The sequence below is a fragment of the Providencia sp. PROV141 genome, from assembly GCF_028481645.1.
Lineage (GTDB): Bacteria > Pseudomonadota > Gammaproteobacteria > Enterobacterales > Enterobacteriaceae > Providencia > Providencia rettgeri.
On the sequence record NZ_JAMPPR010000018.1, the window covers coordinates 276,137 to 293,436 of the forward strand.

At 41.3% G+C, this 17,300-nt stretch carries 15 protein-coding genes; 11 read left to right on the forward strand and 4 right to left on the reverse strand.

Annotated elements, in window-relative coordinates; genetic code table 11:
* The first annotated feature begins 18 nt into the window (after positions 1-18).
* The gene (locus PSF09_RS13410; RefSeq protein WP_272664252.1) at positions 19-471 is read left to right on the forward strand and encodes a flavodoxin; all 453 of its coding nucleotides are present in this window, start codon (positions 19-21) and stop codon (positions 469-471) included.
* An 83-nt stretch (positions 472-554) separates the two neighbouring features.
* Here the strand turns inward: PSF09_RS13410 and PSF09_RS13415 are convergent, their stop codons facing one another.
* The 4 genes from PSF09_RS13415 to map form a co-directional block, all read right to left on the reverse strand.
* Positions 555-935: a DUF3461 family protein gene (locus PSF09_RS13415; protein WP_004908747.1), complete on the reverse strand. Its 381-nt coding sequence runs from the start codon at positions 933-935 to the stop codon at positions 555-557.
* Between the two features lie 418 nt (positions 936-1,353).
* On the reverse strand, positions 1,354-2,181 hold the full coding sequence (gene dapD, locus PSF09_RS13420) for a 2,3,4,5-tetrahydropyridine-2,6-dicarboxylate N-succinyltransferase (RefSeq protein WP_004908750.1): 828 nt from the start codon (positions 2,179-2,181) through the stop codon (positions 1,354-1,356).
* A 62-nt stretch (positions 2,182-2,243) separates the two neighbouring features.
* Positions 2,244-4,880 carry a bifunctional uridylyltransferase/uridylyl-removing protein GlnD gene (gene glnD, locus PSF09_RS13425; RefSeq protein WP_272664251.1) on the reverse strand — a complete coding sequence of 879 codons (2,637 nt, stop codon included), beginning with the start codon at positions 4,878-4,880 and terminating at the stop codon, positions 2,244-2,246.
* Between the two features lie 108 nt (positions 4,881-4,988).
* On the reverse strand, positions 4,989-5,786 hold the full coding sequence (map, locus tag PSF09_RS13430) for a type I methionyl aminopeptidase (protein WP_210836180.1): 798 nt from the start codon (positions 5,784-5,786) through the stop codon (positions 4,989-4,991).
* A 652-nt stretch (positions 5,787-6,438) separates the two neighbouring features.
* Between map and rpsB the strand changes: the two genes are divergently transcribed.
* From rpsB to skp, 10 genes are all read left to right on the forward strand, one after another.
* Complete coding sequence (gene rpsB / locus PSF09_RS13435; protein ID WP_004908759.1) at positions 6,439-7,164, forward strand: 30S ribosomal protein S2; 726 nt, start codon at positions 6,439-6,441, stop codon at positions 7,162-7,164.
* A 142-nt stretch (positions 7,165-7,306) separates the two neighbouring features.
* The gene (gene tsf, locus PSF09_RS13440) at positions 7,307-8,158 is read left to right on the forward strand and encodes a translation elongation factor Ts (RefSeq protein ID WP_004908761.1); all 852 of its coding nucleotides are present in this window, start codon (positions 7,307-7,309) and stop codon (positions 8,156-8,158) included.
* A gap of 191 nt (positions 8,159-8,349) precedes the next feature.
* The gene (gene pyrH, locus PSF09_RS13445; protein ID WP_004257499.1) at positions 8,350-9,078 is read left to right on the forward strand and encodes a UMP kinase; all 729 of its coding nucleotides are present in this window, start codon (positions 8,350-8,352) and stop codon (positions 9,076-9,078) included.
* A 107-nt stretch (positions 9,079-9,185) separates the two neighbouring features.
* The gene (gene frr / locus PSF09_RS13450) at positions 9,186-9,743 is read left to right on the forward strand and encodes a ribosome recycling factor (RefSeq protein WP_272684003.1); all 558 of its coding nucleotides are present in this window, start codon (positions 9,186-9,188) and stop codon (positions 9,741-9,743) included.
* A 147-nt stretch (positions 9,744-9,890) separates the two neighbouring features.
* Positions 9,891-11,084 (forward strand): 1-deoxy-D-xylulose-5-phosphate reductoisomerase, encoded by a 1,194-nt coding sequence (ispC, locus tag PSF09_RS13455; protein ID WP_272664250.1) that lies wholly within the window; start codon positions 9,891-9,893, stop codon positions 11,082-11,084.
* A gap of 186 nt (positions 11,085-11,270) precedes the next feature.
* A complete protein-coding gene (gene uppS / locus PSF09_RS13460) occupies positions 11,271-12,026 on the forward strand; it encodes a polyprenyl diphosphate synthase (protein ID WP_109911801.1) in 756 nt (251 codons plus the stop codon).
* A 9-nt stretch (positions 12,027-12,035) separates the two neighbouring features.
* Positions 12,036-12,896: a phosphatidate cytidylyltransferase gene (gene cdsA, locus PSF09_RS13465; RefSeq protein ID WP_210836184.1), complete on the forward strand. Its 861-nt coding sequence runs from the start codon at positions 12,036-12,038 to the stop codon at positions 12,894-12,896.
* A gap of 8 nt (positions 12,897-12,904) precedes the next feature.
* Positions 12,905-14,257, forward strand: a complete 1,353-nt coding sequence (rseP, locus tag PSF09_RS13470; protein WP_210836186.1) for a sigma E protease regulator RseP — start codon at positions 12,905-12,907, stop codon at positions 14,255-14,257.
* Between the two features lie 42 nt (positions 14,258-14,299).
* Positions 14,300-16,714, forward strand: coding sequence for an outer membrane protein assembly factor BamA (gene bamA / locus PSF09_RS13475; RefSeq protein WP_210836188.1), 2,415 nt, complete (start codon positions 14,300-14,302; stop codon positions 16,712-16,714).
* Between the two features lie 89 nt (positions 16,715-16,803).
* Positions 16,804-17,298: a molecular chaperone Skp gene (gene skp / locus PSF09_RS13480; protein WP_115167781.1), complete on the forward strand. Its 495-nt coding sequence runs from the start codon at positions 16,804-16,806 to the stop codon at positions 17,296-17,298.
* The last annotated feature ends 2 nt before the right edge of the window (positions 17,299-17,300 follow it).

Sequence of the window (17,300 nt, forward strand, 5' to 3'; positions counted from 1 at the left end):
TGAAATAGAGGGAATATTATGTCAAAAATAGGCATTTTTGTTGGTACTGTCTATGGGAACTCTTTAGCTGTTGCAGAAGTGGCACAAGAAGTTTTAGAGCAGCAAGGGCATGAAGTGGTTGTTTTTGATGAGCCCACCTTGAGCGATTGGCAACTTTATAATTCAGGCCATGAAATTGCACTTATTGTTACTTCATCGACAGGGCAAGGGGATTTACCTGATACAATCGCCCCATTATATAGCGAAATCAAAGATGTTGTCGGTTATCAACCCGATTTGCGTTATGGCCTAATTGCTTTAGGCGATAGCAGTTATGAAAGTTTTTGCGGAGCAGGAACTCGTTTTGATGAGCTGTTAGCTGAGCAATCAGCAACTCGTATTGGTGATATCTTATTTATTGATGCGATTGAAGTGGATGTTCCCGAGGAGTTTGCTAAGCCTTGGGTTGAAGCATGGGCAGAGCTACTTTAAATATCTGCACCGTAGTATTACCAGTATTAATGATAAATATCGGCAGTACTACGGCGCAGTAAATCAATCGTTTCGCCTGTAAATTATTTACGGGTCAATTTTTCTAGATCCGCTTCAATTTCCGCGATCTTGTTTGAAACCACATGTTCAAGATGGCGTAAATCATCAAGAATTTTGTGTTTTAAATCAATATCAGTTTGATCTGTTTGGCAAATTTGGTCTAGTTCTTCGATGGCATAACGCAGGTTAGTGTTAATTTCATTAATTTCTTTGAAATTATTATTACCATCCGCAATGGTTTTACGCTGGCGTGGATATTTGAATTTTACGCTTTTAGCGAAAAACTCCCCTTTATCTTTGCGAAAATAAATTTTTAAAATGTCATTATTCGCTTCTTGGCGTAAGGTGTAGCGGTCGATGTCTTGAGGGTTACTGATGCCTAAACTTTTCAAATTATCGTACATGTTAGCTCGCTTTACTGTAGAGACAGAGTCGGTGAACAAAGTGATAGTGTGAGCAGGCCGTAACAATATCGGTCTATTTCTCGTTAATAAATTATCTATTCTACCCATCTGGGTGATAGATTGAATGATGTTATTATGCAAACAGCATCATTATAATGAAAAATAAAATAATACAGTTTTATTAGAGGTAAACGGCAAAAGCTACGGACATATTATGCGCGATTTCTAGAAATTGACAAACTTCTCTTTGCAATTAATGCGCTAATATTAAAAGGTAACGCTGATATGGCCACCCGAGTTGCATACGAGTGTATGCGATTCGGGATAGCTTCGGTTTTTAACCTAATTACAATGGCTCATGACAAAAACTTATTATAAAAACCAGTAACAGGTTTGGTATGAGATTCTAGGTGGTTAATTACTCATCAATCGTTCTTAATAATTCATTAATGCCTACTTTGCCGCGAGTTTTCTCATCGACTTTTTTAACAATGACCGCGCAATACAGGCTATAGCGGCCATCTTTTGATGGTAAATTACCCGAAACAACTACGGAGCCAGCCGGGACTCGGCCGTAATGAATTTCACCTGTTTCACGGTCATAAATTTTGGTACTTTGCCCCAGATAAACTCCCATTGAAATAACGGAGCCTTCTTCAACAATCACACCTTCAACCACTTCTGAACGAGCACCAATAAAGCAGTTGTCTTCAATAATCGTTGGGTTGGCTTGTAGTGGCTCTAAGACACCGCCAATACCCACGCCACCAGATAAATGTACGTTTTTACCAATCTGCGCACATGAGCCCACGGTTGCCCATGTATCCACCATTGTGCCTTCATCAACGTAAGCACCAATGTTGACATATGACGGCATTAATACGCTATTTTTAGCGATATAAGCGCCTTTGCGTACAGCCGCTGGAGGAACAACTCGGAAACCTTCTTTCTCGAAGCGAGCTTGGTCATAATCCGCAAATTTCATCGGCACTTTATCGAAATAACGGCTTTCTGCACCGTCAATGACTTGGTTATCTTGAATGCGAAAGGATAACAAAACGGCTTTTTTCAGCCATTGATGGGTAACCCAAACGCCGGCAATTTTTTCAGCTACACGCAATTTGCCGCTATCGAGTAATGCAATGGTATCTAGCACGGCTTGTTTCACCGAGCTTGATACGGTATTTGGTGTGATACTAGCTCGCTCTTCGAACGCTTGTTCAATGATCGCTTGTAAATGCTGCATTGATTGTATTTTCCTCTTGAATGACATAAAAGTGAACGTTCACCATGAAAATGTGATGGACGCTATATTTTATCCTTCGATTTTAGGGTTTCTGTCAACCTTTCTGATAACTCTTGTTGCATATTTTTAGTCAACGCTTTGTGATCTTTATCTGCTAACACAAAGAAATCTTCCACTTTTTCGCCAATTGTGGTGATGCGTGCGCCATACAGAGAAATTTCCATTTGAGCAAAAATATGACCGATACGAGCTAATAAACCTGGTTGATCCAAAGCGAACAACTCCATATAAGAGCGACGTTCGTTAGTGGAATGTAGAAAATTGACTTTTGTTGGTACGGTAAAGTGACGTAATTTTGACGGTAGAGTACGAGGCTTAGGCAGTGAAATTTCGGGTTGCTGAACGGCTAATAACAACATTTTTCGAATATGATCGTATCTGTCTTTGGATAGAGGGCTACCGTTAGGCTCCAGTACGACGAAGGTATCCATGGCCATATTGTCTTTGTTAGTAAAAATTTGAGCACTGTGAATGCTTAAATTTCGTCGATCTAATTCGCTGGCGACAGCGGCAAATAAATGGGGTTTATCATGGCACCAAATAAAAATTTCTGTTCCGCCATGTTTAGGCTGCGTGCTGATTAACACTAAAGGCTGGCTCAAATCATGGGCCAGCAGGTGCTTAGCATGCCATGCTAACTGGGATGGTGTGTGACGTAAAAAATAATCTGCATGGCAGCGAGACCATAACCCTTGTAGTTTCTCTTCATCAATTGACGATTGACGTAGTAATGATAAAGCCTGATAACGATGGTGACGAATACGTTCACGTAAGTCAGGGGTACTTTGCATGCCTTGATTTAATTGATGTTCTGTAGATAAAAATAGTTCACGAATTAAACTCTGTTTCCAACTATTCCACAGAGTGCTATTTGTCGCGCAAATGTCCGCGACAGTTAGGCACATCAAGTAGTTAAGCCGTGAAACGGTTTTAACTTCCCCTGCAAATTGTTTAATGACATCAGGGTCTTGAATATCACGTCGTTGAGCGGTTACTGACATCAATAAGTGATTTTTCACCAACCATGACGCCAATTCAGCTTCTTTGGTAGAAAAATCATGTAGTAAGGCAAAATCATAAACAAAGTCAGAGCCGAGATCGGAGTGATCTCCTGAGCGACCTTTAGCGATATCGTGGAAAATCGCCGCTAATCGTAAAAGTTCAGGTTGCAATAATTTAGGATAAACACTGACACAAAGAGGGTGATCTCGTCGGTTTTCTTCTAAGGTAAAGCTATCAATTTTTTGCAGCACACGAATAGTATGTTCATCAACGGTATATGCATGGAATAGGTCGAACTGCATTTGCCCGACGATATTGCTCCATAGCGGTGTGTAAGCGCTTAATACACTATGAAGGTGCATGGGAACAAAAGCACCTTTGATTGCTCTGGGGTGGCGTAGAATTTTGATAAACAGTTTTCGGGCTTCAGGGATTTCACATAATGGCACTGAAAGGTTACGGCGCGCGTAACGAAGCTGACGCAATGTGGTGGAATAGATCCCTGTAATATTTGGATAGCGAGCCATTTGATAAAACATTTTTAAAATAGCAGCTGGTTGCTTAATAAATAACTCTTCATCAATAACATCAATCAATGACCCGCGTAATTGGAATAGCGAATCAATAGGGCGCGGTTTTTCGTTAGGGTTGAGTGTTAAAATGGCTTCATCAAATAATTGTAATAGCATTTGATTGAGTTCCCTCACCCGGCGAGTGACACGATAGAAATCTTTCATCATTCGTTCAACGGGTTGGTTCTTTTCGCCCTCATAACCCAGTAACCGAGCCACGCTAAATTGGCGGTCAAATAGTAGACGATTATCATGACGTTTCACCACCAAATGGAGTGCAAAACGAATTTTCCATAAAAACATTAAGCACTCTTTGAGTTCTTGGCGCTCTTCTTCGGTGAGAAAGCCAAAGCCCACCATTTCATCGACGGTGGTTGCGCCAAAATGGCGCCTGCCGACCCACAGTAAGGTATGGATATCTCGCAATCCCCCAGGGCTACTTTTAATATCAGGTTCTAAATTATAGCTGGTGCTATGGTAGCGTTGATGGCGCTCTTGTTGTTCTTCAATTTTTGCAGCAAAAAAGACCGCGGAAGGCCAAAAATCATCGCTAAAAATGGTTTTTTGTAATTGTAAAAATAGGGTGACATCACCACAGATTAACCGTGATTCAATGAGATTAGTTGCAGTGGTTAGGTCTGCATTTCCGGCTTCAATGCATTCAGCGAGCGAACGAACACTGTGGCCGATATCAAACCGTAGATCCCACAATAGAGTAATAAATTGCCCAATTTTGCTAGCGATGTACTCTGGAAGAGGGGTTTTACTTAACACTAAAATATCAATGTCAGAAAGTGGATGCAATTCGTGGCGTCCATAACCCCCAACCGCGATTAGTGACATATCTGGTTGCTTATCAAATTGAAAGGATTGCCATAATCGTGTTAATAAGGCATCAAGGTAGTCACTACGTAAGTGAATGAGGTCGACAACATCTTTACCTTGGTTAAAAGCCTCTTCGAGCCACTGATCAAAATTATCGACATGTTGTCTTAATGAATTAAGTTCAAGGTCATGAGTACTAAATTGATTAGGGGATAGGTAGGAAGCTGAATTTACAGTCATCTTTATCTTTCCGTATTATAGCAATAGGGGGGTAGCTACCAGCTTACGGTTTTTTGATAAAAATGAACAGAGGAAGAGCCTTCGGTTAGGAAGGCTCTACAGAGAAGATTATTCGTTAACTAATACTGCTGAGATAAACGGTTCTTCTTCTTTACGCAGTGTGAGGATTTCACAGCCGTTATCTGTCACAACTAACGTGTGTTCATATTGGGCAGACCAACCGCGGTCTTTGGTTTTAACTGTCCAACCATCTTTCATGGTGCGAATACGATGATCGCCTGTATTGACCATAGGCTCAATGGTAAAAGTCATCCCTTTTTGCAGGATCACGCCACTGTCGTCAGCGTCATAGTGTAGAACTTGTGGTTCTTCATGGAAACCTTGGCCAATGCCGTGGCCGCAATATTCACGCACAACGGAGAAATCTTGTTTTTCGACAAATTCTTGAATGGCTTTACCCAAAGTACGTAAGCGAATACCCGGTTTAACCATGCGAATTGCTAAATACAAACTGTCTAGTGTGACTTGGCAAAGGCGTTCACCTTGAATCGTTGGTTTACCAACGATAAACATTTTGGAGGTATCGCCATGGAAACCATCTTTAATGACGGTGACATCAATATTGACAATATCGCCATCTTTCAAAATTTTATCATCACTAGGAATGCCGTGGCAGATGACATCATTGACGGAAATGCAAACTGATTTAGGAAAACCGTGATAATTTAGGCACGCAGGGATAGCTTGCTGTACGTCAACAATATGTTGATGACATAGGCGATCTAATTCACCCGTACTAACTCCCGGCACAACGTGCGGAGCAATCATTTCTAATACTTCTGCGGCTAAGCGGCCAGCAACGCGCATTTTCTGAATATCTTCTTCAGTTTTGATAATAATAGCCATGAGTGTAGTCCATTCATGCCAACATTGATTAATGGCATGTTAAAAAAGAGGGGTAAAAATAGGGAGCCCATTTTACATCGATGAGACATATGGTAACAGCCACCGCATTTTCTGCCAACTAGCTATCGAATGGATTCGAAAGTCGAAGTTGCTTTATAGTAGATAAGGAAAGGAGCAGAGCTTGTTCATTTTGAGCTTTTAACAGCACAAAATGCAAAGTAGTAATGAAGGCCATCTAGAAGACATTGCAAAAATAAGGCTTTTTTATCTTGTCAAATAGCGTCTATAATTGACCTGAGCAATGGTTAAATATTGCTCAGGTCAATGGCTTTAAACCAAATCCACTTTTAGGCACTTTTGTGAGCGAAAAAAACAACAAAAGTTGGCTTCTAGGTTGGTTTTATGGTATAAAGCGCGCCGGCAATCCATATTATTTCTTATCACCATCATCGAAATGACATTTTATGGCATCAAGATGAAGTCGCTGATAAAAATATTGGATGTGCGAAACTTAAAACTCAATTGTGTAATAACACACACAAATCGACACGTGCACCGGGGTGCTCTTATGCGTTTTTTAACGCAGCTTTGGAGTCGGTAGCATGGGATTTGTGGAGGCATAACCCCAATTACTTAAATACAGAGGTATTAAATGGCAACTGTTTCCATGCGCGATATGTTACAAGCAGGCGTACACTTTGGTCACCAGACTCGTTACTGGAACCCAAAAATGAAACCTTTCATTTTCGGTGCGCGTAACAAAGTTCATATCATCAACCTGGAAAAAACTGTTCCAATGTTCAACGAAGCTCTGGCTGAATTGACTAAAATTGCTTCTCGTAAAGGCAAAATTCTGTTTGTCGGTACTAAACGTGCTGCAAGCGAAGCCGTTCAAGAAGCTGCTAACAGCTGTGACCAATATTTCGTTAACCACCGTTGGTTAGGCGGAATGTTGACTAACTGGAAAACCGTTCGTCAGTCAATCAAACGTCTGAAAGATTTAGAAATTCAATCACAAGACGGTACTTTTGACAAACTGACTAAGAAAGAAGCGCTGATGCGTACTCGTGAACTTGGTAAGTTAGAAAACAGCTTAGGCGGTATCAAAGATATGGGCGGTTTACCTGACGCTCTGTTCGTTATCGATGCAGACCACGAACACATTGCTATTAAAGAAGCAAACAACCTGGGTATCCCAGTATTTGCTATCGTTGATACTAACTCTGATCCAGACGGTATCGACTTCGTTATCCCTGGTAACGATGATGCAATCCGTGCAATCAAACTGTATCTGGGCGCTGTAGCAAGCACCGTTCGTGAAGGTCGTTCACAAGATCTGGCTGTTCAAGCAGAAGAAAGCTTAGTAGAAGCTGAGTAATAAGGCCCAAACCCTTATTTAGGTATTGCTATACAGGTACTGCTATATGTTAGAAGGGGCCTGATTTAGGCCCCTTTTATATATGAATCAGAACTATCCACGTGGGGAAGACTCCCACGGGGAATATCGAGGAATAAATCACATGTCTGGAATTACCGCTGCATTGGTAAAAGAACTGCGCGAACGTACTGGCGCAGGTATGATGGAATGTAAAAAAGCACTCGTTGAAGCTAATGGCGACATCGAATTAGCGATTGATAACATGCGTAAATCAGGTCAAGCAAAAGCGGCTAAAAAAGCAGGTCGCGTTGCAGCTGAAGGTGTTATCCTGACTGAAGTTTTCAACGGTGGTAAAACAGGTGCTCTGGTTGAGCTGAACTGTGAAACTGACTTCGTTGCTAAAGACGCAGGCTTCTTAGCATTCGGTAAAGAAGTTTTGGCTTCTGTTGTTGCTGACAAAAATGCTGACATCGATGCGCTGAAAGCAAAATTCGAAGAAGCTCGTACAACATTAGTTGCGAAAATTGGTGAAAACATCAATATTCGTCGCGTTGCTATTCTGGAAGGCGCACAAGTAGGTAGCTACCTGCACGGTGCTCGTATTGGTGTTTTAGTTGCGGCTGAAGGCGCTGACGAAGAATTACTGAAACACATCGCTATGCATATCGCTGCAAGCAAACCTGAATATGTGACTCCAGATGATGTTCCTGCTGATGTTGTTGCTCATGAGCACCAAATCCAGTTAGACATCGCAATGCAATCTGGCAAACCACGCGAAATCGCTGAAAAAATGGTTATCGGTCGCATGAACAAATTCACTGGCGAAATCTCTCTGACTGGCCAGCCTTTCGTAATGGACCCAAGCAAATCTGTTGGTGACTTACTGAAAGAGAAAGGTGCTACTGTTTCTGGTTTCCTTCGTTTCGAAGTAGGTGAAGGTATCGAGAAAGTTGAAACTGACTTTGCAGCAGAAGTTGCTGCAATGAGCAAGTAATCAACTAAGGGCCGCCAATTGGCGGCTCTGTTTTATATACGTATATTCCCTGCGATGTTAGCGTCATAGGCATTGCGCTAGAATTCTTGTGTATAAAAAAATTATATTTAAACTAATTCAAAATTTAGGTACGTAGAACACTGTAATTCTACGTGTGTTACCCCAATAAATATCTGTTAGGACAGAACACCATGGCAACCAATGCAAAACCCGTTTATCAGCGTATTCTGCTTAAATTAAGTGGCGAAGCCTTACAAGGGGCAGAAGGTTTTGGTATCGATGCTAGCGTTTTAGATCGTATGGCTCAGGAAATTAAAGAACTCATAGAACTGGGTATACAGGTCGGTGTGGTTATTGGCGGTGGTAACCTGTTTCGTGGTGCTGGTTTGGCACAAGCTGGAATGAACCGTGTTGTCGGAGACCACATGGGGATGCTAGCAACTGTGATGAACGGACTCGCAATGCGTGATGCATTACATCGCGCCTATGTGAATGCAAGACTGATGTCTGCGATCCCACTTAACGGTGTCTGTGATAACTATAGCTGGGCAGAGGCCATTAGCTTGTTACGTCACGGCCGTGTCGTTATTTTTTCTGCAGGAACAGGCAACCCATTCTTTACAACAGACTCCGCTGCATGCCTACGTGGTATTGAAATTGAAGCGGATGTCGTGTTAAAAGCGACAAAAGTTGATGGTGTGTATTCAGCAGACCCTGCTAAAGACCCAGACGCAGTCCTTTATGAAAATCTGAGTTACCAAGAGGTTTTGGAACGTGAACTTAAAGTGATGGATTTAGCGGCATTCACATTAGCACGTGACCATAACTTACCGATTCGCGTATTCAATATGAATAAACCGGGCGCTTTACGTCGCGTTGTTATGGGCGAAAATGAAGGAACTCTGATTTCTCACAATTAATACTCAGAGACATGACCTGAGTTTAAATGTATTATCTAATATAAATTCAGACAATTTAAGCGAGGTCGCATGCGGCCTTTAATAACCAGTTCTTAAGGGTTGAAAACGTGATTAACGAAATCCAAAAAGATGCTCAAGACCGTATGGAAAAGAGCCTTGAAGCATTCAAAAGCCAAATTAGTAAAGTTCGCACAGGCCGTGCATCTCCAAGCCTATTAGACGGTATCACTGTTGAATACTATGGTTCAGCGACACCTTTGCGCCAATTAGCTAACGTCACTGTTGAAGATTCACGCACATTAGCTATTTCTGTTTTTGACCGTAGCATGTCACCTGCGATTGAAAAAGCAATCATGGCATCTGATTTAGGCTTAAACCCATCATCAGCGGGTACTGTTATCCGTGTTCCACTTCCTCCATTAACGGAAGAACGTCGTAAAGACTTAATTAAAGTGGTTCGTGGTGAGGCAGAGCAAGGCCGTATCGCAGTTCGTAACGTTCGCCGTGACGCTAACGACAAAGTCAAAGCGTTACTGAAAGATAAAGAAATCAGTGAAGATGACGAGCGTCGTTCACAAGATGATATCCAAAAACTGACTGATAGCTACATCAAGAAAGTTGATGAAGCATTAGCGCAAAAAGAAGCAGAGCTGATGGAATTTTAATCCATCATAATAATAAAGCCACCAATGCAGACGGTAAAAGTGTGCGTTAGCGTGGCTTTATTATTTTTCAAGTTTATTAAAAAATCCTTTCTAACCTCTAAGCTGATATAATCTCAGTATTGAATTAATACAGAGTACTCAATCACTATGAAACGTCTGACAATCCTAGGTTCTACAGGCTCAATTGGTACAAATACACTTTCTGTTGTTCGCCAAAATCCCGAAAAATTTCAAATTGTTGCTTTAGTGGCAGGAAAAAATGTCACTGAAATGGCGAAACAGTGCCTTGAGTTTAATCCGAAATATGTCTCAATGGCGGATGAATTATCAGCAAAAGCCTTAAAAACTATTTTGATTGAGCATAACTGCAAGACTGAGGTTTTGTCAGGAAAACAAGCGGCTATTGACCTCGCGGGCCTTGATGATGCCGACCAAGTTATGTCAGCAATTACCGGAGTTGCCGGTTTACTTCCTACCTTGGCTGCAATACGTAAAGGTAAAAGAATATTATTAGCGAATAAAGAGTCTTTAATTACCAGTGGCCGTTTATTCTTTAATGAGATTCGTAAGCACAATGCAACCGTATTTCCTATTGATAGCGAGCATAATGCTATTTTCCAAAGTTTACCGGAAATTATTCAACGCAATTTAGGCTTTGCTGATTTATCAGCTTCGGGTATTTCAAGTATTGTTTTGACCGGTTCTGGCGGGCCATTTAGGGATACACCATTATCGCATTTTGATAACGTGACACCTGATGAAGCATGTAACCACCCAAATTGGTCAATGGGACGAAAAATATCAGTTGATTCAGCGACAATGATGAATAAAGGTCTAGAATATATTGAGGCTTGCTACTTTTTTAATGCGAATGCTGAGCAGATGGAAGTGATTATCCATCCTCAATCCGTTATTCATTCTATGGTTCGGTATAAAGATGGCAGCGTGATAGCACAACTTGGTACGCCTGATATGCGCACTCCGATTTCATATAGTATGGCTTATCCTCAACGTATTATATCTGGTGCGAAACCTCTTGATTTTGCAACGCTTTCATCATTAACGTTTGTTCTGCCTGACTACCAACGCTATCCTTGCTTGAAGCTCGCAATTGATGCCTGCCATCAAGGGCAAGCTGCTACAACCGCACTTAATGGCGCAAATGAAGTGACTGTTGCGGCCTTTCTTGAAGGTAAAATACGCTTTACGGATATAGCAAAAATTAACCACAGTGTATTAGATAGCCAAGTTTTTTCTGAACCTGTTTCAATTGAAGAGGTCTTAGAAATCGACGAGCGAGCACGTAAAAATGCAGAAAAAATAATCGCTCAGACAATTTAACGCTGGTATGTGTTTTATTTAGTTGCTGATAGCCATAATAACTCTTTAATATGTGACGTGTTTAAAAAAAGAAAAATAACATAGCACTACTTTGAGAATTAAGGATGTGTCTTATCAGCAAATTCAATAATAGTAGTTATTATTGGTCTGTATACTCAAAGTGGTACTCACAAGGATTAATATTTAATGAACTCTAGTGGTGAAAATCTCTCTGATTCAATGATGCCTAAGCATGTTGCTATCATTATGGATGGTAATGGTCGATGGGCAAAGCAAAGAGGGAAACTCAGAATTACAGGTCATAAGGCAGGTGTTGAATCTGTCCGTAATTCGGTGCGTTTTGCGGTGAAAAATAAAATTAGTTCGCTCACATTGTATGCATTTAGTAGTGAAAACTGGAGACGACCAGAGAAAGAAGTAAGTTCTCTAATGGAACTATTTGTTTTTGCTCTTGATAATGAAGTTAAGAACCTGCATAAAAACAATGTAAAACTAAAAGTCATTGGTGATATTAGTCGTTTTAGTGAACGCCTCAGAAAAAGAATTGATAAGGCAGAAGCATTAACGCAAAACAACACTGGGCTAAAACTGAATATAGCCGCGAACTATGGTGGTCGCTGGGACATCAGTAACAGTGTAAAACAAGTATTTGCAAAGGTACAAAGTGGTGAGCTTTCCATTGATGACATCAATGAAGAAAATATTAATGACCATATTTGTATGCATGATCAAGAAAATGTCGATTTAGTCATTAGAACCGGTGGGGAGCATCGCATTAGCAACTTCCTATTATGGCAAGTCGCTTATGCGGAATTTTATTTCACCAACGTTTTGTGGCCAGATTTTGATGAAATGGTGTTTCAGAGTGCAGTTGATGCTTTTAGTAAGCGTGAGCGCCGTTATGGTGGAGCTGAATCAGATGATGAACTGGGCAAGGAATAGGGGATAGATGTGCTGAAATATCGTTTACTTACTGCGATAGTCTTAATACCGATTGTTATAGCAGCTCTGTTTTTACTTTCCCCAGCAAATTTTGGGCTTGTCGTAATTGCGGTTTGTGCTTTAGGCGCTTGGGAATGGGCACAATTTGTCGGCTGGCATTCACAAGCTAAACGTGTCGGGTTGGCGGTTGTTTTTGCAGCAATATTACTTGCAATGCAATTTTCTATTTCCGATATAAACCTGTTCTCCTCTGAGCCTATGGTTTTGTATGGCCTGTGGGCAGGTCTTATTTGGTGGGTAATAGCGATTATTTTAGTAGTTACCTACCCTGCATCGGCTTCTTGGGGTAAATCAGCCATTATCCGGTTGTTATTTGGCGTGTTAACGATTATCCCGTTTTATTGTGGAATGATGGTTTTAAGAACCGTGGGTTATCAAAGTGATACATTCTTCGGTGCTTGGTGGTTACTGTATGTTATGTTGCTGGTTTGGGGGGCTGACTCAGGTGCCTATGCATTTGGTCGTACTATCGGACGCAACAAAATGGCACCTAAGGTATCTCCCGGTAAAACATGGGAAGGCTTAGTCGGTGGACTGATTACTGCTGGGATTATCTCATGGTTATTTAGCGCCTTTGCACCAATCCCTGTGATGCCTGATTATTTACTAGTGACTTCAATTATTGTTGTTGTAGTATCAGTATTTGGTGATTTGACCGAAAGTATGTTTAAGCGTCAATCAGGTATTAAAGATAGTAGCCACTTAATTCCAGGGCATGGCGGTATTTTAGATCGTATTGATAGCCTGACGGCAGCAATCCCTGTTTTTGCTGGGCTAAATTTGTTAATTTTTAACGGTTTTGGTCTTTAGGAAGATACATGGGATTTATTTGGAGTTTAGCTGCGTTTATTATTGCGATTGGTGTGCTGATTACAGTACATGAATATGGTCATTATTGGGTCGCTCGCCGTTGTGGTGTTTATGTAGAACGTTTTTCTATTGGTTTCGGGAAGACGTTATGGCGTAAAGTCGATAAACATGGCACTGAGTTCGTGTTAGCCATGATCCCGTTAGGGGGCTATGTCAAAATGCTTGATGAACGTGTTGGAGAGGTTGCTCCTGAGCGTCGTCATCAAGCGTTTAATAATAAAACAGTAGGTCAACGAGCTGCCATTATTAGTGCGGGGCCTATTGCGAACTTTTTATTGGCAATTGTTGTCTATTGGATTGTCTTTATGATTGGCGTTCCTTCTGTGAAACCTGTCATTGAAGATGTAAAACCAGGTTCTATTGCGGCAATTGCAAATTTTGAACCAAAAATGGAACTAAAATCTATTGATGGCATCGAAACTCCTGATTGGAATTCAGTTCGTTTAGCATTGGTCGGTAAAATAGGTGACCGCGAACTGACTGCACAAGTATTACCGAGTGGTTATAATGAACCGATGACAAAAACGGTTGATTTAACGACTTGGCAGTTTGATCCTGAGAAACAAGATCCAATTTTGTCGGTAGGGATAATGCCTGTTTCTGCAAAAATTGACCCTGTCATTCAAAAAGTCACTGAGGGGTTAGCTGGCGAACGAGCAGGTTTACAGAAAGGTGACAGAATAGTCAGTGTTAACGGGGAGGTATTAGGCCTTTGGAACCCAGTAACACGAATTATTCGTAATAACCCAGGTGTACCGTTAAAACTAGAAGTACAACGGTCGCAACAATTAGTTTCACTCACGTTGACTCCTGATAGCCAAGATGGACAACGCGGAGAGAAAATTGGGTTTGCAGGCGTAGAACTTTCAGTGTTACCGTTAGCAGATGAATATAAAATGGTGCAGCAATATGGGCCATTCTCTGCGTTTTACCAAGCCAGTGATAAGACGTGGCAGTTAATGAAGTTGACGGTCAATATGATGGGTAAACTGGTTGTTGGGGATGTCAAACTCAATAACTTGAGCGGTCCGATATCTATCGCTAAAGGTGCGGGGGTATCCGCCGAGTCAGGCTTGGTATATTATTTGATGTTTATTGCGCTTATTAGCGTCAATTTAGGTATCATCAATCTGTTTCCATTGCCTGTTTTAGATGGGGGGCACTTGCTCTTCTTATTAATTGAAAAAATTAAAGGAAGTCCAGTGTCTGAGCGAGTACAAGACTTTAGTTTTCGGATAGGTGCAATGGCATTGATTCTGTTAATGGGACTTGCACTTTTTAATGATTTCTCTCGCTTCTAATTTTTATAAGCTGGGGACCAGTAAGGAATACGCATAACAACGATGGCGATGAAAAAGTTGCTCATAGCGTCGCTGCTTTTCGGCAGCGCCACTGCATACGGTTCAGACGGATTCGTAGTTAAAGACATTCGTTTCGAAGGTCTACAACGCGTCGCCGTTGGTGCAGCATTATTGAACATGCCAGTTAGGGTTGGCGATTCAGTTGATAACGATGATATCAGCCGTTCGATCCGTTCCCTATTTTCAACCGGTAACTTCGAAGATGTTAGGGTCCTGCGTGATGGAAACACGCTGATCGTTCAAGTTAAAGAGCGGCCAACGATTGCCAGTATCACTTTTACAGGCAATAAGTCTGTTAAAGATGATATGCTCAAGCAGAACTTGGAAGCTTCAAATATCCGCGTTGGTGAGGCACTTGACCGCACGACAATTGCGAATATCGAAAAAGGTTTAGAAGACTTTTACTATAGCGTTGGTAAATATAATGCAACAGTAAAAGCTGTTGTAACACCTTTACCACGTAACCGTGTGGATTTAAAATTTGTTTTCTCTGAAGGTGTTTCAGCTCAAATTCAGCAAATTAATATTGTAGGTAATAAAAATTACACTACAGCAGAATTAGTTAATAAGCTGCAATTGCGTGATGATGTGCCTTGGTGGAACCTTGCTGCTGACCAAAAATATCAGAAGCAAAAACTGGCAGGTGACTTAGAAACTCTGCGCAGTTTTTATCTAGATCGCGGTTATGCACGTTTTAACATTGACTCCACGCAAGTCAGTCTGACTCCAGACAAAAAAGGCATTTATATTACGATTAATATCACTGAAGGCGACCAATACAAAATATCGGGTGTCGAAGTTAATGGTAATGCTGCTGAACACTTAACTGAAATCCAAGAACTTATCACTATCACACCGGGAGAGTTATATAACGGTGCTCAAGTGACAAGCATGGAAAACAAAATCAAAGATATGTTTGGCCGCTATGGTTATGCATATCCTCGAGTAATGACACAGCCTGAAATCAACGATGCAGATAAAACAGTTAAATTGCATTTAAATATTGATGCAGGTAACCGTTTCTATGTGCGTGAAATTCGTTTCCAAGGGAATGACACCAGTAAAGACACCGTTTTGCGCCGTGAAATGCGCCAAATGGAAGGGGCATGGCTTGGAAATGACCTTGTTGAATTAGGTAAAGAACGTCTGAATCGTACCGGTTATTTCGAAACTGTTGATGTTGAGACTCAACGTGTGCCAGGTAGCCCTGACCAAGTAGATGTTATCTACAAGGTTAAAGAGCGTAATACAGGTTCAATGAACTTCGGTATTGGTTTTGGTACTGAAAGTGGTGTGAGCTTCCAAGTTGGGGTTACACAAGATAACTGGTTAGGTACAGGTAATGCGGTTGGTATTAACGCAAGTAAAAATGACTACTCAACTAACGTTGAATTCTCATTTACTGACCCGTATTTCACCGTGAATGGTGTGAGCTTAGGCGGTCGTATTTTCTATAACGACTTTAGTGCGAAAGATGCGGATCTATCAGGCTATAACAATAAAACGTATGGTCTAGACAGTTTCTTAAGCTTCCCGTTCAATGAAAATAACTCTTTCCGCGTCGGTGCGGGTTATGTTCATAACCGACTTTCAGACATGCGTGCTCAAGCTGCCATGTGGGATTACCTTGACTCTATGGGTAAAAATCCACCAGTTACAGAAAATGGGCGTAATAAAGAAAGTTTTGATGCGGATGACTTTACGCTTAACTTAGGTTGGACTTATAACTCGTTAAACCGTGGTTTCTTCCCAACATCGGGTAATAAAACGAACGTATCGGGTAAAGTAACAATACCTGGCTCTGATAACGAATACTATAAACTGCGCTTTGATACTGCACAGTATTACCCACTGGATGAAGACCAAACTTGGGTAGTTCTTGGACGTGCACAAGCAGGTTATGGTGATGGTATTGGCAGTAAGCAAATGCCATTCTACGAAAACTTCTATGCGGGTGGTTCAAGCACCATTCGTGGTTTCCGTTCGAATAATATCGGTCCAAAAGCGGTTTACTTGAAGAAAATTAATGGTGTGGATGGCCCTGAGCCAGGAAGCCCATCAAGTGATGCAGTCGGTGGTAATGCGATGTACGCGGCATCATTTGAGTTAATCACTCCGACTCCATTTATTGACGAGAAGTATTCGAACTCAGTTCGTACGTCTCTGTTCGTTGATGCGGGTACAGTATGGGACACTAATTGGAACAGTATCAATTCTGATTGGCGTAAGGGTATGCCTGACTATGGTAAGGCAACTAACGTCCGTGCTTCTGCGGGTGTTGCTTTACAATGGATGTCTCCACTTGGACCACTGGTCTTCTCTTATGCGCAGCCGATTAAGGACTACGAAGGGGATAAATCAGAACAGTTCCAATTTAATATTGGTAGAACGTGGTAATCTATTCCAGTTTCTACTCATGATGGCTCCCATAATTTTATGGGAGCAACCAAAATTTCCAGCCATACGTATGGGTTAAGGAGTTTAGTGTGAAAAAATTGTTGTGTGCAGCGGGTGTGAGTATTGCTTTAGCAATGTCTGCGGGTGCTTATGCTGAGAAAATCGCTATCGTCAATGTTGGTGAAATTTTCCAAAATATGCCTGCGCGTGAAGCCGTTGCTAAACAGCTTGAAAGTGAATTCAAAAGCCGTGCGACTGAGTTACAAAATCTAGAAAAAGATTTGCAAACTCGTGTTGAAAAATTGCGCCGTGATGGTGCAACGATGAAGCAAAGTGAGCGCGAAAAGCTTGAATCTGAACTCATGACTAAACGTGATCAATTCGCTGAAAAAGCGCAAAAATTTGAAGAAGACAACCGTCGTCGTCAAGGTGAAGAGCGTACTAAAATTTTAACTCGTATTCAGGACTCTATTAAGTCTGTTGCCGCTAAAGAAGGCTATGATGTCGTTATCGATGCAAATGCAGTTGCTTACGCAAAAGATAGCGTTGACATTACAAGTCAGGTCCAAAAACAGGTTAAATAATA